General features: G+C 68.6%; 16 protein-coding genes. 4 read left to right on the top strand and 12 right to left on the bottom strand.

What is annotated here, in order from left to right; translation table 11 throughout:
* Nucleotides 1-30 precede the first annotated feature (30 nt).
* On the bottom strand, nucleotides 31-363 hold the full coding sequence (locus ACXJKR_RS09510; RefSeq protein WP_056193040.1) for a YXWGXW repeat-containing protein: 333 nt from the start codon (nucleotides 361-363) through the stop codon (nucleotides 31-33).
* 39 nt (nucleotides 364-402) lie between these two features.
* Nucleotides 403-579, bottom strand: coding sequence for a hypothetical protein (locus ACXJKR_RS09505; protein WP_200955217.1), 177 nt, complete (start codon nucleotides 577-579; stop codon nucleotides 403-405).
* A gap of 133 nt (nucleotides 580-712) precedes the next feature.
* On the opposite strand from ACXJKR_RS09505, the gene ACXJKR_RS09500 reads away from it, so the two are divergent.
* Complete coding sequence (locus ACXJKR_RS09500) at nucleotides 713-1171, top strand: hypothetical protein (protein WP_457322638.1); 459 nt, start codon at nucleotides 713-715, stop codon at nucleotides 1169-1171.
* A gap of 9 nt (nucleotides 1172-1180) precedes the next feature.
* Here ACXJKR_RS09500 and ACXJKR_RS09495 read toward each other — a convergent pair whose 3' ends face one another.
* Nucleotides 1181-2344 (bottom strand): YbfB/YjiJ family MFS transporter, encoded by a 1164-nt coding sequence (locus ACXJKR_RS09495; RefSeq protein WP_457322637.1) that lies wholly within the window; start codon nucleotides 2342-2344, stop codon nucleotides 1181-1183.
* A 79-nt stretch (nucleotides 2345-2423) separates the two neighbouring features.
* Between ACXJKR_RS09495 and ACXJKR_RS09490 the strand changes: the two genes are divergently transcribed.
* Entirely contained in the window at nucleotides 2424-3245 is an 822-nt protein-coding gene (locus ACXJKR_RS09490; protein ID WP_457322636.1) for a M90 family metallopeptidase, read from the top strand.
* Here the strand turns inward: ACXJKR_RS09490 and ACXJKR_RS09485 are convergent.
* From ACXJKR_RS09485 to ACXJKR_RS09455, 7 genes are all read right to left on the bottom strand, one after another.
* Nucleotides 3242-3796, bottom strand: a complete 555-nt coding sequence (locus ACXJKR_RS09485; protein WP_056193051.1) for a protein phosphatase CheZ — start codon at nucleotides 3794-3796, stop codon at nucleotides 3242-3244. The two genes, ACXJKR_RS09490 and ACXJKR_RS09485, sit on opposite strands and share 4 nt — an antisense overlap.
* A 131-nt stretch (nucleotides 3797-3927) precedes the next feature.
* Complete coding sequence (locus ACXJKR_RS09480) at nucleotides 3928-4719, bottom strand: DUF2520 domain-containing protein (protein WP_457322635.1); 792 nt, start codon at nucleotides 4717-4719, stop codon at nucleotides 3928-3930.
* 47 nt (nucleotides 4720-4766) lie between these two features.
* Nucleotides 4767-5543 carry a class I SAM-dependent methyltransferase gene (locus ACXJKR_RS09475; protein WP_457322634.1) on the bottom strand — a complete coding sequence of 259 codons (777 nt, stop codon included), beginning with the start codon at nucleotides 5541-5543 and terminating at the stop codon, nucleotides 4767-4769.
* A gap of 58 nt (nucleotides 5544-5601) precedes the next feature.
* Entirely contained in the window at nucleotides 5602-6741 is a 1140-nt protein-coding gene (locus ACXJKR_RS09470; protein ID WP_457322633.1) for an MFS transporter, read from the bottom strand.
* Between the two features lie 43 nt (nucleotides 6742-6784).
* Nucleotides 6785-7384: a TVP38/TMEM64 family protein gene (locus ACXJKR_RS09465; RefSeq protein ID WP_457322632.1), complete on the bottom strand. Its 600-nt coding sequence runs from the start codon at nucleotides 7382-7384 to the stop codon at nucleotides 6785-6787.
* 67 nt (nucleotides 7385-7451) lie between these two features.
* Nucleotides 7452-9143: a gamma-glutamyltransferase gene (ggt, locus tag ACXJKR_RS09460; protein ID WP_457322639.1), complete on the bottom strand. Its 1692-nt coding sequence runs from the start codon at nucleotides 9141-9143 to the stop codon at nucleotides 7452-7454.
* Between the two features lie 129 nt (nucleotides 9144-9272).
* Nucleotides 9273-10016, bottom strand: a complete 744-nt coding sequence (locus ACXJKR_RS09455) for a Crp/Fnr family transcriptional regulator (protein WP_056193065.1) — start codon at nucleotides 10014-10016, stop codon at nucleotides 9273-9275.
* A 188-nt stretch (nucleotides 10017-10204) separates the two neighbouring features.
* Between ACXJKR_RS09455 and ACXJKR_RS09450 the strand changes: the two genes are divergently transcribed.
* On the top strand, nucleotides 10205-10753 hold the full coding sequence (locus ACXJKR_RS09450; RefSeq protein WP_457322631.1) for a hypothetical protein: 549 nt from the start codon (nucleotides 10205-10207) through the stop codon (nucleotides 10751-10753).
* Here ACXJKR_RS09450 and ACXJKR_RS09445 read toward each other — a convergent pair.
* Both ACXJKR_RS09445 and ACXJKR_RS09440 read right to left on the bottom strand, forming a co-directional pair.
* On the bottom strand, nucleotides 10750-11424 hold the full coding sequence (locus ACXJKR_RS09445; protein ID WP_457322630.1) for a cytochrome b/b6 domain-containing protein: 675 nt from the start codon (nucleotides 11422-11424) through the stop codon (nucleotides 10750-10752). The genes ACXJKR_RS09450 and ACXJKR_RS09445 overlap by 4 nt on opposite strands.
* The gene (locus ACXJKR_RS09440; protein ID WP_457322629.1) at nucleotides 11399-11890 is read right to left on the bottom strand and encodes a rhodanese-like domain-containing protein; all 492 of its coding nucleotides are present in this window, start codon (nucleotides 11888-11890) and stop codon (nucleotides 11399-11401) included. Before ACXJKR_RS09440 ends, ACXJKR_RS09445 begins: the two co-directional genes overlap by 26 nt.
* A 335-nt stretch (nucleotides 11891-12225) precedes the next feature.
* On the opposite strand from ACXJKR_RS09440, the gene ACXJKR_RS09435 reads away from it, so the two are divergent.
* Nucleotides 12226-14826 carry a TonB-dependent receptor gene (locus tag ACXJKR_RS09435; RefSeq protein WP_457322628.1) on the top strand — a complete coding sequence of 867 codons (2601 nt, stop codon included), beginning with the start codon at nucleotides 12226-12228 and terminating at the stop codon, nucleotides 14824-14826.
* Nucleotides 14827-15022: the final 196 nt, after the last annotated feature.

The following is a 15022-nucleotide window of genomic DNA, read 5'->3' as shown; positions in this document are numbered from 1 at the left end:
ATGGGACCCATTGCCGCCGGGAGACAGGCCCTACAGCCTGATCCAGCCGCCGGCACGCAAATGCCAGCGGCCACCGCGGCTCTCCCAGCGGTGAGGCTCATAGCGATAGCCGGCACGCGGGCGCTCGTAGTAGCCGGGCACCCAGTGGTGACGGCCGCCGTTCCAGCCCCAGTAGCCATTGACCCAGACTGCGCCCGTATAGGGCGTGACGGGCACGACCTCGGCATAGGGTGCGGGAGGCGGCGCGTCGACCACGATGGCCGAGCCACCGTCGTAGTAGCCGGCCCGGTGAGCAGGAACGACCACGCAGGCCGACAGCAGTGCAGATGAAGCCAGGGCGAACGCCAGAGTGAGTCGTTTCATCGGAATCTCCAGGCCGCCTCAGGGAGACGGCCCATTCGGTTACCTCGAGCCAGGCTGAACGTAGACGCTGCCGCGGTAGTAACCGCCGTCACGTTGGTGGCCGCCATCCCGGTAATAGCCGTCCCTGTGGTAGCCGCCGTGGCGGGCCGGCACGATGATGCAGCCCGACAACAGGGCGGTAGAAATCAGGGCAATKGCAAGGGCCAGTCGTTTCATGAGGATCTCCAGGCCACGAAATACGCGGCCGTGCCCCACTAACCGTCACGAGCGCGCGGCGGATGACGGCGTCACACAGAGTTACTCCGTGGCGGACTGTTGCTGCGGCTTCAGATAGCAGTCCATCCAGGCGATGAAACGCGCCTCGGTCGCGCTGCACCCTGGGCCGGCCCACCTCGTGTTCGTGCTGCACGGCGTGTTGGTCGGTGCCGAACATGCTGCGCAGGTTGCCGCTGCCGGCATCGCTGACAGCGGCCTTGATGTCACGGGATCACGAGGGAATCAGGAGGTCTGGCCCGCGGTATTCTGCGGCGCTTCACCCGAACCGACTTTCGACATGAAACGAATCTTCCTGACGCTGCTGCCGCTCGCACTGGCCGCCTGCGCTTCGACGACACCGCCCGCCCAAAGCGGCGCCCAGGCTGCGGCCGACAACGGCACCATCTGCGAGCGCGACTCACCCACCGGCAGCATGCTGCCCAAGACGCGCTGCACCACCGCCGCTGAACGCGAGGCGGCGCAGCGCAGCACCCAGGCCGTCAGCGAGGCCGTGCGCAACCAGCGCTCCGCCCCTCCCGGCAAGGGCAGCTGAGGCAAAGGCTCAGCGCGATTCCCGCAGCAGCGCGGCCAGGCAGGCCATGCCGGCCGCCATCACGGCTGCCGTCAGCCACAGCGCGACATCGAAGCCGCCGCCGGCCTCGACCATCCGACCGGTCAGCGCAGGCGCGCTGATCTGTGCCATGCCATAGCTCAGCGTCAGCCGGGCCATCGCCTTGCCTGGATTGGCGGGTGAATGCCGGCCAACCAGAGCCAGCGTCAGGCTGACGATACCGATGAAGGTCGCGCCATACAGCAGCGCGCCCGCCAACGCGGCCACCAGACCGCTGGCCAATATCGGCAGCAACACGGCGAAGATCTGCACGCCGAAAGCGATCAGCAGCGCGCCAACGTCGCCCGTGCGGCGCGCAATGCGATCCCAGACGAACACAGCCGGCGTCGCCGACAAGCCCACCAGCAGCCAGGCCCAAGGCCCCTGTCCGGCCAGCAGCGGCTGAGCCTCGACGATGGCGACAGTGAAGGTCGCGTTGACGACGAAGCCCCAGCCCGCGCAGAAATAGGCCGCCACCATCAGCGCCATCCAACGCCGGCTGGGTGCTGCATCGGACGCGGCTTTCGCGGCCGGCGGCGGCACCGGCGGGCGCCAGGCCCAGGCCGGGATCAGGAAGACCAGGCCGAGCAAGGCATAGCCCTGCCATTGCAGGGCCCAGTTCAGATTCCACTGCGTCATGCCCATCGCACCCAGGGCCGACACGACGATGCCCAGCCCCAGGCCGATGAAGTAGATGCCCAGCTCGGGCCGGCGCCCCGACCGGATCAACCAGCCCTGCACCAGGCCCGAGCCCAGCAGCATGCCGGCCGCGCCGCACAGGCCACCGACATAGCGCGACAACGCCCAGCCGCCGAAGCTCGTGCTCCAACCCATCAGCGCGGTGATGGCCAAAGCCGTCGGCAGGCCCCAGCTGTACAGGCGCTGGCGCCAGGTCGGGCTCTCGATCCAGGCCGCCAGCAGCGCGCCGCTCATATAGCCCGCGTAGTTGATGGCCGCCAGCAGCCCGCCGTCGGCGACGCCCAGGCCCGCCTGGGCCTGCATCTGCGGCAACAGCGGCGTGTAGGCGAAGCGCGCGAGGCCGATGGTCAGCACCAGCGCACAGATGCCACCCAGCAGCACCTGCCAGGCGCGCAGACGGAATTCGGGCTCGGCCATGGCCGCAGGTTAAGCGAGCCGGGCATACCCCAGGCACTGGGGGGCTTGCAAAGCGTGCGGCCGGGCCCAGTTGCCCAGCATGCCGCTGTTCATCTGCTTCTGCCTCGTCCTGCTCGCCGCCGCCGGTATCGCGATGTGGCCGCTGTGGGTGCGCCGCCGCCGCGAGCGCATCGCCAGCCGCCCCTTCCCGCAGTCGYGGCGGCGCCTGCTGCGCCGCCATGTGCCGCTGGTGTCCCGGCTGCCGGCGCGCCAGCAACTGCGCCTGAAAGGGTTGATGCAGGTCTTCCTCGCCGAGAAGCCCATCCTCGGCTGCCGTGGCCTGCGCGTGACGGACGAGATTCGCGTCACCGTCGCGGCCCTGGCCTGCCTGCCGCTGCTGGGTGCGGCGCGCGGCGTCTACCCGGAGCTGCGCCAGGTGCTGGTCTACCCCGGCGCCTTCGTCGTCGACCGGCCGGTGACCGAATCGGGCGGCGTGCTGTCAGACCAGCGCCGCGTGCTGGCCGGCGAGAGCTGGAGCCAGGGCCAGGTGCTGCTGGCCTGGGATGAAGTCAAGCGTGGTGCGGCCACACCGGGCGATGGGCACAACGTCGTCATCCACGAGTTCGCGCATCAGCTCGACCAGGCAGGCGGCCCGGCCAATGGCGCGCCGGCACTGCCGTCGGCCGAAGCCTACCGGCGCTGGTCGACGGTGATGCAGAACGAGTTCGATGCACTGCGCTGGCGGCTCGCGCGCGGCGAGCCAGGGCTCATCGACGCCTATGGCGCGACCGACCCGGCGGAATTCTTCGCGGTGATCAGCGAGTTGTTCTTCGAGCGACCCATCGAGCTGGCCGCGGGTCACCCGGYGTTGTACAGCGAGCTCAGTGGCTATTACCGACTGGACCCGGCGAGCTGGAACTAGAAGCCGAGGCTGGCGAGCAGGTCGTCCACATCGTCCTGCTTGAGCGCCTTGTCCGGCGTCTGCACGCCACCGAGCTCGGCGGACACGGCGGCAGCGGCCGGCGCCGGCAGGGACTGGACAAGATCCTTCAGCGGCGGCTCGGCGCGCTCCAGCATCTTGCTGACCTTGTTGATGACCTGGCCCGAGAGATCCTGGAAGTCCTGCGACATCATGATCTCGGTGTGCAGCGACTTCTCGCGCGCGGCAAAGCTTGCGGCATCGGCGGCGTAGGCGGCGCACAGTTTCATCAGCGCGCGGGCGCGGTCGGCGCTGATGTTGCTGGACAGGGCCAGCCGGTTCAGCGCGTCGGACAGCTCGCGGCCCTTCTTGCGCACGGCCTCGGCGTCGTCCTGGGCGGCTTCCACCAGGTTGAGCACCTTGGTGGCCGCCTGCTCCGTCATGCTGCGCACATAGGCCAGGCGCTCGCGCGCATCGGGCAACTCGTCGACCACGTCATGCAGGATCTGGGCGGCGTCGGCCCGGATCATGGCCTGGATGGACGCGTCGGACATGTGGAACTCCCTGAATGGGCCCGGCAGCAGCGACGGGGCTTCAACCAGTTTAGAAGCGCCTCTACGGCGCGCAATTGCCCGGCAGATGGTCAAGCGCTGCCGAACGCGGCCTTTGTCACGCGGGTTGCAATTCAGGGCGCCGCGAGCAGCGCGCGCAAAGCCGCGGCGGTTGCCACGTCCAGGCGGCCGGCTTGCTCGGCCAGCAGGAGCTGGCGCCGGCCCAGGGCCAGCAGCAGGTCGGCGTCCAGCCCGGCAGACGCCAGCGCCTGCAGATGGCGGCCCAGCACGCCGGTATCGCCGCGCGCGACAGGCCCCGAGACGGCACCGGCCAGGCCACGGTCCAGGGCCGTGTCCAACGCGCCACGGGTCAACGGCACCAGAGCCGGCAGGGCTTGGGCCCGCGCCAGTCCAGCGGCCGCCCACAGCGTTTGGGCTTCGGCCAGCACGGCCAGCACGCCGCTGGCGGCCAGGTTGGCCGCCGCGTGATAGGCAGCCCGCGCCTGGGCCGTCATCGGCGACGGCAACGCCAGTGGCACCAGGCCCAGCGCGTGAGCGAGTGCTTCCAGCGCTGGCCGGTGTGCTGCATCCGCCTCGATACCGACATGCACGCCGGCAAGGCCGGTATCACCGGCCAGCAGTTTCAATGGGTGAAAGCCTGCCGCGGCCGGCGCCGGGCCCAGCGCGGCCAGCGGCGTCGCGCCACTGCAATGCAGGCCCAGTTGGCCGGCGCGCCACGGCAAGGCGGCGGCGGTCGTGGCGATCTGATCGTCGGGGACTGTCAGCCAGACCCAGTCGGCCGCCTGGGCGGCATCGGCCATTGCGAACTCGCCTTCACCCGGCGAGCGCCGACCAACGACAACCTCCTCGCCCGCCGCTCGGAACGCCGGCACCAGCGCCCTGGCCAGCCGGCCGTACCCGATCACAGCATGTCTCATGAGTGGGCGCGGGCGAAGAAGGTGCGAATGCCTTCTCAGGGCTTGACGAACTTCAGCGTCATGCGGTCACTCTCGCCGATGGCCTGGTACTTCGAGCGATCCTTGTCCTTCAGCGCATAGGTCGGCGGCAGCGTCCAGACGCCGTCGGGGTGGTCGGCCGTGTCCTTGGGGTTGGCGTTGACCTCGCTTCTGCCGGCAAGCTTGAAACCCGCGTTCTCGGCGAACTTGATGACGGTGGCCTCCTGCACATAGCCGCTCGGGGCCTTGGGGTCCTGGGTGCGCGAGACCGGCAGCCGGTGCTCCTCGACCCCCAATGTGCCGCCAGGCTTCAGCGCCTTGAAAGCGGCGTCGAAGACGGCCTGGGCCGTGCCACCGTTCATCCAGTTGTGCACATTGCGGAAGGTCAGCACCGCATCGGCGCTGCCGGCCGGGGCGATGTCAAACACGCCCTTGGCCGGGTCGAAGGCCGTGATCTTGACCTTGCCGTAGACGCCCATCGAATCCATCTTGGCCTTGAAGCGCGCGCTGCCGCCGTCGGCCGCATAGAGCTGACCTCCTTCGCGCAGATAGGGGGCAAGGATCTCGGTGAACCAACCACCGCCCGGGGCGAGTTCGACGACGGTGTCGGTCGGCTTGATGCCGAAGAAGCTCAGCGTTTCGTAGGGGTGGCGTTGCGCATCGCGGGCGACATTGCCCACCAGCCGGGTGTCGGCGGCAACGGCAGCTTTCAGCGGGTCGGCGTCGTGAGCTTGTGCGCCCGCAGCAGCAAACATGGCGGAAGTGGCGAGAGTGGCGATCAGCCAAGTCTTCATAGGGAGTGTCTCCTTGTGGAACAGCCAGTATCCGGTGCTCGTCGGCCCCTGTCCAAGGTCAGCGACGGAATGCCAAAGACGCCAGACCAAGCAGGGCCAGCGCGGCGCCAAACAGGCCCAGCGCATGCAGGCCGAGCCCCTTCAGCACCATGCCGCCCACGCTGGCGCCCAGCGTCGCACCGACATAGATGGCCGAGGCGTTCAACGCGAACAGCACCGGCAGCCGGGCCGGGTCCAGCGCCGCCAGCCGCGCCTGCTGCGGCACCATGAAGCTCCAGCCGAACACGCTCCAGGTGAAGACCAGCGCCCCCATCACCGCAAGCGGCCAGGTCGGCAGGGTCAGCGCCGGCATCAGCAGGCACTGTGCCAGGCACAGCAGCACCAGCGTGCGGCGCGACCCGATGCGGTCGGTCAGCCGGCCGCCCATTGCATTGCCGGCGACGGCGCCCAGGCCGAACAGCAGCAGCATGCCGGTCACGCCGTCGCGGCTGAGGCCGTAGACGGACTCCAGCAGTGGCGCCACAAAGGTGTAGCAAACATAGAGCGCGCCGATGAAGAGTGCCGTGAAGGCCACTGCCCCCATCAGCCGGCCACTGCGCAGCACGGCGCCAAGGCTCTTCAGGCTGGCCACCGGCACCGCGATGCCGGCCGGCAGGGCCACCACCATGGCGGCGAGGCTCAGCAAGGTCAGCACGGCAACGACGACAAAGGCCGCCTGCCAGCCCAGCGCATAGCCCAGCCAGGCGCCGGCCGGAATGCCCAGCACCTGGGCCAGCGTCAACCCGCCGAAGACGATAGCCAGGGCGCGCCCCTGCTGGCCCGGCCCGGCCAGCGCGACGCCGACCGAGGCGGCCACCGGCGTGACCAGGCCGCCGCCCAGGGCCATCACGGCGCGTGCCGCCAGCAGCAGCGCAAAGCTGGGCGCCAGCGCGGCCATCACGGCACCCAGCGCAAACAATGCCAGGCCGATGGACATCAGCCGCCTTCGGTCCAGCCTCCCAGTGGCCGCCACCAGCAGCGGCGAGGCGACCGCATAGGTGCCGGCATAGACGCTCATCAGCGCACCGGCTTGCGCCCGGTCGACGCCGAAGGCCAGCGCCACCGGCGACAGCACGCCGACGACCACGAAGGCGCCCATGCCGATGGCGAAATTGGCCAGGGCCAGCAGCCAGAGCTGGCGGGAGGTGGACGAGGTCATCACTCCATCATCGCCAGCGCCGCGAGGCCCTGCCAGGCCGGGGTCAATGCGCGGCCCACCCCATCCAGACGGCGAGCGTGTCTAACAGCGTCGTGATGACCAGGATGGGCAGGGGCAGGCCCAGCAGCGTGCCGATGACATAGTCGCGCAGCCGCACGCCGGACAGCGCCAGCGTGTAGTTCAGCGCCGGCACCGAGTGGAAGACCGTGCGCAGCAGCACGACACTGCGCACGGGATGGGCGTCCAGCTTCGCGAACAGGCGGCGCGCCAGCCGGTTGTCCAGCTCACGCAGCGCGTCGGCACCCAGGGCGCGCACGACGACAAACGTCACCGTGCAGGCGATGCAGGCCGCGACATAGGTCGTCAACGCGCCCCACGCCGGCCCAAGGGCCAGCACCGCCGCGGCGAGGAAGAAGGCGCCGGGAATGTGTGCCAGGTTGGCCAGCACGAACATCGCCGTGAAGGCTGCAAAGCCCCAGAGCCGGTGCTGGGCGAAACCCTCGCGCACGGCCTGCAGGCTGATCTGCTGGCGCAGGCCGGTGACCTCGACGACGCCCCAGAGCAGCACCACGAAAAGCAGAACCGCCAGCCAGCGCCAGCGCTGAGGCGCGGGCGCGGGGGTGGTGGTGTCGGCAGGCTTCAACGCTTGGGCTTGGGCGGCTTCTTGGAGCCGGAAGTATCGGCGGGTCGGGCGGGCCGGTGAGGGCCCTTCAGTAGCCCGCCGCCAGCCCGGAATTGCGCCGCGGATCGTTGGCCCCGTAGTAGCGGTTCTTGCCCACCGGCTTGCCGCCGAGCCTGGGGGCGCCGACCAAGATGCTGGCGAGGTGGTTGGCGGGTTGCGGGTCGGCGAACTTCTGGCCCCAGCCCTCGAGGATCTTGCGCGTGTCTGGCGACAGCGCGAAGGCCTCGACGTTGGTCGCTTCGGGCAGCCACTGCTGGTGGAAGCGCGGCGCGTCCGTCGCCTCCTGCACGTCCATGCCGTAGTCGATGACGTTGATCATCGTGTGCAGCACCGCCGTGATGATGCGGCTGCCGCCCGGCGTGCCGACCACCATCGCCGTCTTGCCGTCCTTGGTGACGATGGTGGGGCTCATGGACGACAGTGGTCGCTTGCCGGGCTCGATGCGGTTGGCCTCGCCCTGCACCAGGCCGTAGAGGTTGGGCACGCCCACCTTGGCGGTGAAGTCGTCCATCTCGTCGTTCAGCAGCACGCCGGTCCCGGCCGCGGTGACGCGGGCACCGAACCAGTCGTTCAAGGTGTAGGTCACCGATACGGCATTGCCCCATTTGTCGACGATGGAGTAGTGCGTGGTGTTGCTGCCCTCGTGCGGCGACACGCCGGGCTTGATGTCCTTGGACACGCCGGCCTTGTGCGGGTCGATGACCGCGCGCAGCTGGGCCGCGTAGTCCTTGCTGAGCAACCGGTCCAGCGGGTTCTTGACGAAATCCGGGTCGCCCAGGTAGCTGTTGCGGTCCACGTAGGCGTGGCGCATCGCCTCGATCTGGTAGTGCACCGCCTGCGCGGAGCGAAAGCCCAGTTCCTTGAGCGGGTAGCCCTCCAGGATGTTCAGGATCTCGCAGATGATGACGCCGCCCGAACTGGGTGGCGGCGCTGAGACGACGTGATAGCCCCGGTAATTGCATTCCACAGGCGGCAATTCGCGCGTCTTGTACTGGTCGAGGTCGGCGGCGCTCAGGATGCCCTTGCCCGCCTGGCTGGAGGTGACGATGGCGGCGGCCACAGGGCCTTTGTAAAAGCCCGCCTCGCCCCTGTCTCGAATGGCCTTGAGCGTGGTGGCCAGGTCCTTTTGCACCAGCTTCTGGCCGACCTGGAAAGGCTCGCCCTTGTTCAGGAAGATGGCCGCGGTGGCCGGGTCCTTGCGGAAATCGTCGGTGGCGGCGTGCAGCATGTCGATATCGCCCTGGTCGAGCACGAAGCCCAGCTCCGCGTAATGGATGGCCGGCGCGATGACCGCGGCACGCTTCATCGTGCCGTACTTGCCCAGTGCGTACTCCAGCCCCGACACGCTGCCCGGCACGCCCACCGCCAAATGGCCCAGCGTGCTCAGGCCCTTGATGACGTTGCCGTCCTTGTCGAGGTACATATTGGCCGTGGCAGCCAGCGGTGCCTTCTCGCGGAAGTCCAGGAAGGTCTTGCGGCCATCGGCCAGCTGCACGGTCATGAAGCCGCCACCGCCAAGGTTGCCCGCCGCGGGGTAGACCACCGCCAGCGCATACCCCACCGCCACGGCCGCATCCACCGCGTTGCCGCCGTCCTTCAGCACGTCCACGCCAATGCGGGTGGCCAGGTGCTGGGCCGTGACCACCATGCCGTTCTCGGCTGCCACCGGGGCCTGCGAGGCCGCCTGGGCCACGCCCGCCGTGAGCAGTACGGCCACCATCACCAGGGAACGCGATTGCAGTTTCAACGCCAACGTCATGCGGAAGCTCCGTCCGGGTGTCTTCGATGACGGCGACCTTACTGCGCCACCGGGCGCTTGCCACTCCCCTGGTTCGCGCGGCGCGCTGAGTCACTGCAGCAGCGTCCGGGCGACGCCGCGTTGCACGTAGGCACCCAGCGCCGCCACGTCGGGGATGCAGATATCGCGGCGGCCACGTTCGGTGAAGGCGATCAGTTGCTCGCGAGCCAGCCTGGTCAGCGCGCGGCTGACCGTCTCCACCGTCATGCCCAGGTAGTTGCCGATCTCGGCGCGCGTCATGCGCAGGGTGATCTGGTCGCTGCGCAGGCCGCACTGGGCCATGGCGTCGGCCCAGTAGCGAAGGAAGTCGGCCACGCGGGCATCGGCCGACAGCGTGCACAACGACAGCAGGGAGTCGCGGTCGCGGCTGATCTCGCGGCTCATGGCCGAATGCAACAGGCCGAGCAGCGGTGCATGGCGGGCGCAGGCAGCGAGCAGCGCGTCGTAGCGCACGCTCCACACCTCGCCGGTGTCCAGCGCGATGGCGTCGCAACCGTAGCGGCCGGTCGCAATGCCGTCGAAGCCGAGCCAATCACCCTTGAAGTGCAGGCCAACGACCTGCTCGCGGCCATCCGCGGCGAGGTTGAGGGTCTTGAAGAAGCCCGAGTTGATGACATGCAGGCTGGCGAACGCGTCGCCCGTGCGGTAGACGCGGTCGCCGGCGTGCAGGACGCGGCGGCTGATGTCCACGTGGGCCTGCAGACCCTGCAGCGTGTCGGCAATGCGTTGGGGCGCGGCGGCCGGCGCGCGCAAGGTGGGATGGGCGGCGGCGGGAGTCATCGTGGCGGTCAGCATTTCGGGGTGTCCTGGGCGGCGTGTGGCAATGGACAGCAGCGTAGAAACCGGCCAACAACTGCCGAGCAATGGCGCACATCACTGGGTAACGCTCGGTAAACCGTTGGTAAACAGCCGTGCGTACTTGATCTGCGTCAGGCCCGGTCCGCGCTGTACCGCCTAGCCTTGCCGGACATGCACCCAATGCCATGCTCAAACACAAATCTCTCTGGTCACTGGAAGGGCTGACGCGCGACGACCTGCTGACGCTGATCGGCCGGGCTCGGCAGTTCAAGCGCGGCACCGGCCCGGGTGCGCCACTGCGCGGCAAGAACCTGGCGTTGCTCAGCGACGACCACGCCAGCCTCGAAGCCGAGGCCTTTCTCCTCGCCGCCACCGAGCTCGGCGCGCAGGTGGCGCGCGTTCGCGCGACCAGCCCCGGCCTGGCCGACCGCCGCGACCCGCGCGACATGGCCGGACTGCTCGGCCAGCTCTATGACGCCATCGAATGCCAGGGCGTGGCCGAGGCCGACCTGCGCCAGCTCGACCGCGACGCCGGCGTGCCGGTCTTCAACGGCATCGCCTCGCCGGGCCACCCGCTGCAGATGCTGGCGGCGCTGATGACCTGGCAGGATCTCAGTGGCGATGCGGCGCTGCCGATGCCGCTCGCCCCGCCCACCCACCCACTGCCGGCCGAGGCGGTGGCCCGCAACCACCACCTTCTGCTGCAGGCGGTGCTGAGCGGTGCGCTGGCTTAGAAACGCCCCGACGCCCACAGCAGGCTCCAGGCCGCCGCCGCCAGGCCAAGGCTTAGCAGCACCCAGCCCAGCCGTGACCGCTCGGCCGCGGCCGCCGGAGCGCCGGGCTGATGGCCCCGCCACATCGCTCGCAGCAGGGGCTGGCGGCAGATGAAGACATGGATGGCAATGGCCGCCAGGTGCAGGCCCAGCCAGGCATAGAGCAGCTTGGCCGCAAGCTTGTGCCAGCCGGTCAGCTTCAGGCTCAGGTCTTCCTCGATCCAACTCGACCAAGGCCCGGCGAAACCGATCTCGTCATTGCCGAACAGGCCGGTCAGCACCTGCGTGAACAGCAGGGCCAGCACGGCGAAGACGGACAGCGCGCCCAATGGGTTGTGGCCCAGGCCCTGCCAGCGCCCGCGCAGATAGGCCCACAGGCGCGTGGGCGCGGGCCAGAACTGCGCGAAGCGTGCATAGCGCGTGCCCCACAGCCCCCAGCCGAGGCGAAACACCAGCAGGGCCGCAATGGCCTGGCCAGCACGGGCATGCCAGCTCATCCAGGCGCCACCGGCAAGACCGGTCGCTATAGCCACCGACACCAGGCTCACCAGGGCCCAATGGAAGACGCGCAGCGGCAGGTCCCAGACCGGGACCTCGCCCGTGCCTTCAGGGCTGGCGAGCTGCGGCGACATCGGTGCTTCCGGCAGCCGCCTGTGCGCGTGGCGCCGGGGGCTGGATATGGGCGACGGCCTTGCCGCCTTCCTGCTCGTAGTCCTCGCTGCCGGTGGCGCCGGCGATCTTGTAGCCCCGCTCGGCCAGCAGGTCGCCGGCACGGCCGGCACGCACGGCGTGGTTGGACACGGTCAGGATGGCGCGATCCCTGGGCAGATAGGCCAGGTGCTTTTCGAGATCCTTGTTCTGGATGTTGAGGAAGGCCGGGAAGCTGCCGTACTTGATCAGCTCGTCGGGGCGGCGCAGGTCCAGCACCAGCAGCTTGTCCGGCTGGGCCAGCAGGGCGTCGACCTCGGCCGCCTTCAGGCGCGGGGTCTTGTATTTCCATTCGGCGGCTGCGGCCGGCGCTGAAGCGGCCGTCTGGGCGTGAGCGACGGCGGTCAGGCTAAGCAGAGCGCCAACGGCCAGTGCGTGCAGTGTTTTCATGATGAGGTCAAAGGAGTGGCAGACCTCGCCCACAGCGCAGCTTCCGTGCCAGAACGCAAACAAGCCACAGAGACACGGAGACACAGAGGACAGGCATGAATTTCTCTGTGCCTCTGTGCCTCTGTGGCTGTGTTCCAGGCCGCACGATTTGCTGACCTGCTGTTCAACAAGCAACAGCACCCACTGCGCGATCACACGCACGACTCGCAACGGGGCCATGAAAACCGCCAAAACGCCGCCTACCAACGCGAAGCGCAATTGCTTAGACGCCCAGCGTATTGGGCACGCTCCCTGCAATGAAGTGACCGACCCCGCCCTATCGATCACTCCATTCCATGACGACCCAACATCGCTTTCGCCCGCATCCACTGACCGCGCTGATCGCCGCCCTCGCTGCTGGCAGTGCCCTCGCCCAGGAAGCCGCCGCGCCCGCGCCGGCCGAGGACAACACCCAGGCCCTCGGGGCCGTCACCGTGCGCAGCCGCAACCGCATCGAGAAGCTGCAGGACGTGCCGCTGTCCATCTCCGTCATCCAGGGCGCCGAGCTGGACCGCCTCGGTTCGGTCGGCATCGACGACATCACCAAGCGCGCCGCCAACGTCAGCTGGAACCTCGGCAACCAGCGCACCAGCAGCATCTCCATCCGCGGCATCGGCAAGATCGGCCAGACCGAGGCCCAGGACCCGAGCGTGGGCATCATCGTGGATGGCGTTTCCTATGCCTACAACGCGCTGACGTCGAGCTTCGACTTCGTCGACATCGACACCGTCGAGGTCACGCGCGGGCCGCAGGGCACGCTGCTGGGCAAGAACGCCAGCGTCGGCAACATCATCTTCACGACCAAGCGCCCGAGCTTCACGCCGACGGCCGACTTCACGCTGGGCTTCCGGCAGCGCGACGGTTTGTTCGCCACCGCGGCCGTCGGCGGCCCCATCGTCGATGGCCTCATCGCCTGGCGCGGCACCTTCTCCGCCAACAAGGGCGCCGGCGACATCAAGAACGCCTACAACCGCGACATCAGCTACACGAACACCGACCGCATCTCCGGCCGCGTGCAGTTCCTCGTCACGCCCTCGCCGGACTTCAAGGCCCGCTTCGCCTTCGACCTGCAGCCGCGCGCCGGCGAGACGACCAACGGCCGCAGCTTCCCCGTCATCAACCCGCCGACGACCTACTCCAACGGCGCCCCCATCACGACGGTGACCAACGAGCAGCGCCTGGGCCGCCGCTGGTTCAAGGACAACACCGGCTATTCCCTCGCCGACTACCAGAACCTGCTGACCACCGACTCGGTGCGCCCGCTGGTGACGGGCAGCTCGGGCGCCACAGCCGACCTGAACTGGCAGCTCGGCAGCCACACGCTGACGTCGATCACCGCCTACAAGAGCTATCACTTCGACGCGGTGAACGACGACGCGACGCCTTTCGACGTTTATCGCAATGCCGGCGGTTTCTGGAACGACTACCGCCAGGCCACGCAGGAGCTGCGCCTGACCTCCGCGCCCGGTGGCTTCGTCGACTACCAGGCGGGCCTGTACTTCATCAAGGTGGACAACACCGCTGACTACCGCCGCTGGTGGGGCAACGACGCCGGCGCCTGGTTCGCCAACAACGCGCAGTACGCCCGACTGGACGCCGACGCCGCCGGCCGCGACCTGCTGCGCAACAGCCTGGCCAATGTGAAGGCCTCCTACAACAGCCCGACCGGCGTGCAGGACATCCGCAACAAGAGCGCGGCCATCTTTGCCCAGGCCAACTGGCACCTCAGCGAGGCGTTGACGCTGACCACCGGCGCCCGCCTGACGCGCGAGGACCGCCGCAACACCGGCACCAGCCGCATCACCAGCGACGGCAGCGCGCCCGAGCTGAACCCGGTCAGCGTCAACGGCGTCGCCCTGGGCGGCTTCGCCACCAACGCGACGGGCGACCTCGCCGCCGGCAACACGGCCGAGCAGATCGCGCTGGCCAACGCCACGGCGGCCAAGTACTTCAACGTGCCGACCTACGCTGCCCTGAGCGCCGCGCAACGCCGCCAGGTCGCCGATGCCAAGGCAATCCGCCAGGCCAACATCGGCGTGCTCTTCCCCACCACCGAGGCCGAGCCCTTCAAGAAGACGCAACCGGCCTGGGTGCTGAGCCCGAGCTACAAGTTCAACCGCGACCTGACCGGCTATGCCTCGCTGCAACACGGCGAGAAGGCTGGCATCGCGCAGTTCGTCAACGGCGTGTCCTCGCCCGTCGAACCCGAGAAGACCGACAGCTTCGAGCTGGGTTTCAAGTCGGCGCTGTTCAACAAGACGCTGATCCTGAACGCCGACGTCTTCCAGACCCGCATCAAGAACTACCAGCAGAGCGTGCGCGTGCTGGACGTCTACACGACGACGCAGACCAACGACGGCACCCGCTACTACACCAGCGCCACCGGCAACGCGCCCAAGGTCGAGGTCAAGGGCCTGGAGATCGACGGCGTCTACGGCGGCATCCGCGACCTGACGGTGCGCTTCTCGGCCGCCTACAACGACGCCAAGTACAAGTCCTTCCCGAACGCCGCCCAGCGCATCGAGGACGCCTACCCCGGCTCCGCGCCCTATACCGACATCAGCGGCCGGCCCCTGGCGGGCGCGGCCAAGTACACCGGCAACATCGGCGTGGACTACCGCCAGCCGGTCTGGGGCGACAAGGAGATCAACTACACCGGCAACGTGGCCTTCTCTTCGTCCTACTACTCGGACGTCAGCCTCTCGGCCTATTCCATCGTGCCCAAGAGCACGACGGTGGACGCCGGCATCGGCTTCGGCACGCGCAACAAGAGCTTCAACGTCAGCCTGATCGTCAAGAACCTGTTCAACGACGACACGGTGCGCTCCATCAGCAGCACCAGCTACACGCCGGCCATCCCGCGCAGCGTGGGCATCCAGTTCATGGCCAGGTTGTAAGCGCTGTCGATCCGTCAACAGCGTTTCAACAGCGCTGTTGGCGCCACCGCAAATCTGCCCTTCTTTTGGCCCGATTCGCGCCGTTTTCGCTGGCGCGTTTATTGCGCTGACCCCTTCAGTTCCGTCTTTGCCATTTCCCCGGGAGACCTACGTGCCCAAGTTCCGGATCGCCCCTCTTGCTCTCGCCGCCCTGCTG

It is taken from the genome of Roseateles sp. P5_E11 (genome assembly GCF_054049355.1).
This window is presented reverse-complemented; position numbering and strand designations above follow the sequence as displayed.

Excerpts from the sequence above, each read along its gene's own strand:
- ACXJKR_RS09510 (WP_056193040.1), bottom strand. The coding sequence starts at position 363 with ATGAAACGACTCACTCTGGCGTTCGCCCTGGCTTCATCTGCACTGCTG.
- ACXJKR_RS09500 (WP_457322638.1), top strand. The coding sequence starts at position 713 with ATGAAACGCGCCTCGGTCGCGCTGCACCCTGGGCCGGCCCACCTCGTG.
- ACXJKR_RS09495 (WP_457322637.1), bottom strand. The coding sequence starts at position 2,344 with ATGGCCGAGCCCGAATTCCGTCTGCGCGCCTGGCAGGTGCTGCTGGGT.
- ACXJKR_RS09485 (WP_056193051.1), bottom strand. The coding sequence starts at position 3,796 with ATGTCCGACGCGTCCATCCAGGCCATGATCCGGGCCGACGCCGCCCAG.
- ACXJKR_RS09475 (WP_457322634.1), bottom strand. The coding sequence starts at position 5,543 with ATGAAGACTTGGCTGATCGCCACTCTCGCCACTTCCGCCATGTTTGCT.
- ACXJKR_RS09470 (WP_457322633.1), bottom strand. The coding sequence starts at position 6,741 with ATGACCTCGTCCACCTCCCGCCAGCTCTGGCTGCTGGCCCTGGCCAAT.
- ggt (WP_457322639.1), bottom strand. The coding sequence starts at position 9,143 with ATGGTGGCCGTACTGCTCACGGCGGGCGTGGCCCAGGCGGCCTCGCAG.
- ACXJKR_RS09455 (WP_056193065.1), bottom strand. The coding sequence starts at position 10,016 with ATGCTGACCGCCACGATGACTCCCGCCGCCGCCCATCCCACCTTGCGC.
- ACXJKR_RS09450 (WP_457322631.1), top strand. The coding sequence starts at position 10,205 with ATGCTCAAACACAAATCTCTCTGGTCACTGGAAGGGCTGACGCGCGAC.
- ACXJKR_RS09445 (WP_457322630.1), bottom strand. The coding sequence starts at position 11,424 with ATGTCGCCGCAGCTCGCCAGCCCTGAAGGCACGGGCGAGGTCCCGGTC.
- ACXJKR_RS09440 (WP_457322629.1), bottom strand. The coding sequence starts at position 11,890 with ATGAAAACACTGCACGCACTGGCCGTTGGCGCTCTGCTTAGCCTGACC.
- ACXJKR_RS09435 (WP_457322628.1), top strand. The coding sequence starts at position 12,226 with ATGACGACCCAACATCGCTTTCGCCCGCATCCACTGACCGCGCTGATC.